Annotated in this window: 6 protein-coding genes; 4 read left to right on the top strand and 2 right to left on the bottom strand. The window is 55.4% G+C overall.

Annotation, left to right across the window (positions count from 1 at the left end; translation table 11 throughout):
• Positions 1–570, top strand: a 570-nt coding sequence (locus tag B3Z49_RS19425) for a TOBE domain-containing protein (RefSeq protein ID WP_296993865.1), incomplete at its 5' end; no start/stop codon positions are given.
• 63 nt (positions 571–633) lie between these two features.
• On the opposite strand, the gene ddpX is transcribed toward B3Z49_RS19425, so the two are convergent.
• Positions 634–1194 carry a D-alanyl-D-alanine dipeptidase gene (gene ddpX, locus B3Z49_RS19420; RefSeq protein ID WP_296993861.1) on the bottom strand — a complete coding sequence of 187 codons (561 nt, stop codon included), beginning with the start codon at positions 1192–1194 and terminating at the stop codon, positions 634–636.
• A gap of 46 nt (positions 1195–1240) precedes the next feature.
• Here ddpX and tsaB point away from each other — a divergent pair, with 46 nt between their 5' ends.
• A complete protein-coding gene (gene tsaB / locus B3Z49_RS19415) occupies positions 1241–2014 on the top strand; it encodes a tRNA (adenosine(37)-N6)-threonylcarbamoyltransferase complex dimerization subunit type 1 TsaB (protein WP_296993858.1) in 774 nt (257 codons plus the stop codon).
• Complete coding sequence (gene rimI, locus B3Z49_RS19410) at positions 2011–2529, top strand: ribosomal protein S18-alanine N-acetyltransferase (protein ID WP_296993855.1); 519 nt, start codon at positions 2011–2013, stop codon at positions 2527–2529. Before tsaB ends, rimI begins: the two co-directional genes overlap by 4 nt.
• A 166-nt stretch (positions 2530–2695) precedes the next feature.
• Here the strand turns inward: rimI and B3Z49_RS19405 are convergent, their stop codons facing one another.
• Complete coding sequence (locus B3Z49_RS19405; RefSeq protein WP_296993853.1) at positions 2696–2944, bottom strand: sulfurtransferase TusA family protein; 249 nt, start codon at positions 2942–2944, stop codon at positions 2696–2698.
• A gap of 220 nt (positions 2945–3164) precedes the next feature.
• Between B3Z49_RS19405 and B3Z49_RS19400 the strand changes: the two genes are divergently transcribed.
• Positions 3165–3430 (top strand): Fur family transcriptional regulator (locus B3Z49_RS19400; protein WP_296993897.1); only part of this gene is annotated, 266 nt, incomplete at its 3' end.

Raw genomic sequence — 3430 nt, 5'->3', positions numbered from 1 at the left:
GATATGCGGATCGAGCTTAAGCGTCTGCATGAACGTCTTGGCCGCACGATTGTCTATGTCACCCATGATCAGATCGAGGCAATGACACTGGCAACCAAGGTTGTCGTGCTTGATCGTGGCAGCATCCAGCAGGCCGACACCCCGGAGAATGTATATCGCCGGCCAGCAAACCGGTTTGTCGCAAGCTTCGTCGGGGCACCGACGATGAATTTCGTCGATGGCGCCCTTGTTCGTGATGGTGATCAGGTCTTTTTCGACACCGGTAACGGGAAATTGCCGCTGGTTGATGTCCCCGCCGAGGCCTGCGATCTGGTCGGGCGTCCGATGACGCTGGGCGCACGGCCGGAACATTTGATGTTTGATGATGCCGGGATTTCGGCGCGTGTTGTGCTGGCGGAGCCGACCGGCCCCGATCAATATGTGCGCTTGGCGGTCGCCGGTGCGGAAATGACCGCCCGAAGCGGGCCGGAACAGGCCTTCAAGTCGGGATCAGATATCGGGGTCGTGATTGATGGCGCGCGGATGTCGTTGTTTGATGTGGAAAACGGCAAGGCGCTTTTGCACGGCTGAGTTTGTGTATTTGCGGGCCTTGAATTTGAAAAATGGCGGTGCCGTAATGCGCCGCCATTTTGTTTATTTGACCATCATTGGTTCGGGCAGCGAACTGTCGGAAAACAGCGGATAGCGCGCGCGGGCATTGGGCAACTGATAGTGCCACCATTCATGATCGTAATATTCGAAGCCGGCGCTGACCATGATGCCAAGTAGCAGGAAGCGGTTGGCTTCGGCCTCTTTGGAGATCAAATCAGAGCCGTGATAGGACCGGATATGCATTTCATCAAACCCTGCCCCCATATCCAGTTCCTTGCCGTTTTGATCAATCAGCGTTAGATCAATGGCCACACCACGACCATGTGGCGATCCGAAATCCGGATTGGCGACGAAATCGGGGTTGGGCGAATGGTTCCAAAGGGCTCGTTGGGCTTCCTGGGGACGAAACGCATCAAGAATGCGCAATTTCACCCCCTGACGACGCGCCATGGCGGCGGCCTTTTTCAGACAGGCAGCGGCATCCGTGTGAAGATAGCAGGCAGGTCGTGTATAAATCGGTGCCCCGGTGAAATTGCGATCCGTGGCATAGACGATATCAATTTCGACATCATATTCGTAAGGCGTAATTTCGACCAGCGCCATCGCCGGAGGCTCCCTGTTCTTGTCGTTCACCGATTACATAAAGAAGATGCTGACTGGACAGTCGCGCATATCAGATCGCGCCGACCATAGCGCATCAGACGCCGCAAAGACAAAGGCGGAAAAGTCCGGTCCGACAATTTTGGCGATTGATACGGCATCAACGTCGCTGTCGACGGCCGTCTTGATAAATGGCGAGGTCAAAGGCGAACTTTATGAAGATATGGAACGCGGTCAGGCCGAGCACCTGATGGGGTTCATTGCCAAGACGCTTGAGACCGCGAAAGTCGACCTTGCCGATCTTGACGGGATTGCGGTGACGGTTGGTCCGGGGGCCTTTACCGGCATGCGGATCGGCCTTTCGACGGCGCGTGCGCTTGGTCTGGCGCGCAAGATCCCGGTGGTCGGCGTCAGTTCACTTGAAGCCGTTGCCTATGGCGTGACGGAGCGCGATCATCAGGGCCGCAATATCCTGGTCGCGCTTGATAGCAAACGAAACGAGATCTTTGCCCAAGCCTTTGATGGCAAAAAACGCCCGCTGAGCAATGCTGAATGTGTCGCCCCGCGTCAGGCCCTGATGATGGCGCCACCCGGTGATACATTGCTTGCCGGGGATGCCACCCCGCGCCTTCTGACCGCTGCTGCCCATGCGCCGGACGCCTTTTATGATTGCACAGCACCCGGCCTTCCGCGGGCGGGCAATGTGGCAAGGATCGCGGCCGCGCGTTGGGAAACCGGTGAAAACCTGGCGCCGGTGCCGCTTTACCTGCGCGCGCCCGATGCAAGACGCATCGAAGATCAGGGACCGCAGAAAAAGAAATGAGCCCGGCCAAATCCAACGATGGCAGTTCTGGTTATGACGCCTCGCAGATTGTGCTGGTGCCTTTGACGGCGGCCTTTGCGACGGTGGCAAGTGCGCTACATGCAGAGGGATTTGATGATGCCTGGAATGAGGATGCAATTATCCGGTTGCTTGATGTGCCCGGTGCGTTTGGCATTCTGGCTTATCGACCCGGTGATCAGGCCAAAAATGCAAAGGATCAGCCACTTGGCTTTGTTCTGATGCAGACTGTTCTCGATGAGGCAGAAATCAATACCATCACGGTTGCCCCGGATGCCCGGCGCAAGGGGGTTGGACGCGCATTGCTTGATGCGGTCAAGGATCGCCTCGTGGCGGCGGGTGTTACCCGTATCTTGCTGGAAGTAGCGGTCGATAATGATGGCGCGATTGCGCTTTATCGTCAGAACGGCTTTGCCGAAATCGGGCGTCGCAAGGGCTATTATGCCAGGCCTGGTGGCCGAAAAGTTGATGCCTTGGTCCTCGAACGACTGATCTAGATAATTTTTTCGATGTCGGTGACCTTTTCGATCCATGGCAGGAATTTTTGTTTGCCAATAGGGTGTTAGGCAATCTGGAACAATTTTAATCGATTATACCCACATAATGAGTGTGGTTTTGAGCGCCAACCTGTTGTAGTGTAAGCCTGCATCGGAACTGGCGGTTTTATGATCCCTTGCGGATTATGAGTCGGTAGGTTCCCGGTGTATCAGTGATTTCGGCCAGTTCGACGACTTCGTCGCCCATCTCGGTTACCGAGCGCGGAACGTTTTTTAACGGTTCACCAGCGCCAAGGGTAACCTCCAGAACCTGACCCGGTGTCATGGTTTCGAGTTTGAGGCGGGTGCGCACAAATGTCATCGGGCAGACGTCGTTTGTGATGTCTAATTTATGGTCGGGGGTTGCGGTGGCCATGTTGGTCTCCTGCCTTGATGCGTAACTTTGAAGTAGCGCCCTTCATCGCAGGTAGCAAGTGGCCAGAAGAATGCCGATATGATTGTGATTGCAGGGTGTTAGTACCGGCGATCTACAGGAAGCGAAATTTATCGCGAATTCAACCTTGCGATATGTGGCGGATTTTTCAATATTGAGCCACAAGAGATCGACGCCAGAGACACGTCTCGGCTGGGGACAGGTGGAACCGGAAACGGAAACGAGAAACAAGACAATGCTTGCAGAATCAACTATCGAGCAGAAATGCATCGACGCGGGCCTGAAAATGACGGGCCAACGCCGGGTGATTGCCCGTGTGCTCTCTGAGTCCGAAGACCACCCGGACGTTGAACTGGTTTATCGTCGGGCGACCGACATTGATCCGAAGATTTCGATTGCGACCGTATATCGCACCGTGCGCCTGTTCGAAGAGGCGGACATCCTTGAAAAACACGATTTCGGCGATGG

Source organism: Thalassospira sp. UBA1131 (assembly GCF_002311515.1).
Taxonomy (GTDB): domain Bacteria; phylum Pseudomonadota; class Alphaproteobacteria; order Rhodospirillales; family Thalassospiraceae; genus Thalassospira.
Note: the sequence above shows the minus strand (reverse complement) of the source record. Positions and strands in the feature narration are given on the sequence as shown.

Excerpts from the sequence above, each read along its gene's own strand:
- B3Z49_RS19405 (WP_296993853.1), bottom strand. The coding sequence starts at position 2,944 with ATGGCCACCGCAACCCCCGACCATAAATTAGACATCACAAACGACGTC.
- rimI (WP_296993855.1), top strand. The coding sequence starts at position 2,011 with ATGAGCCCGGCCAAATCCAACGATGGCAGTTCTGGTTATGACGCCTCG.
- tsaB (WP_296993858.1), top strand. The coding sequence starts at position 1,241 with ATGCTGACTGGACAGTCGCGCATATCAGATCGCGCCGACCATAGCGCA.
- ddpX (WP_296993861.1), bottom strand. The coding sequence starts at position 1,194 with ATGGCGCTGGTCGAAATTACGCCTTACGAATATGATGTCGAAATTGAT.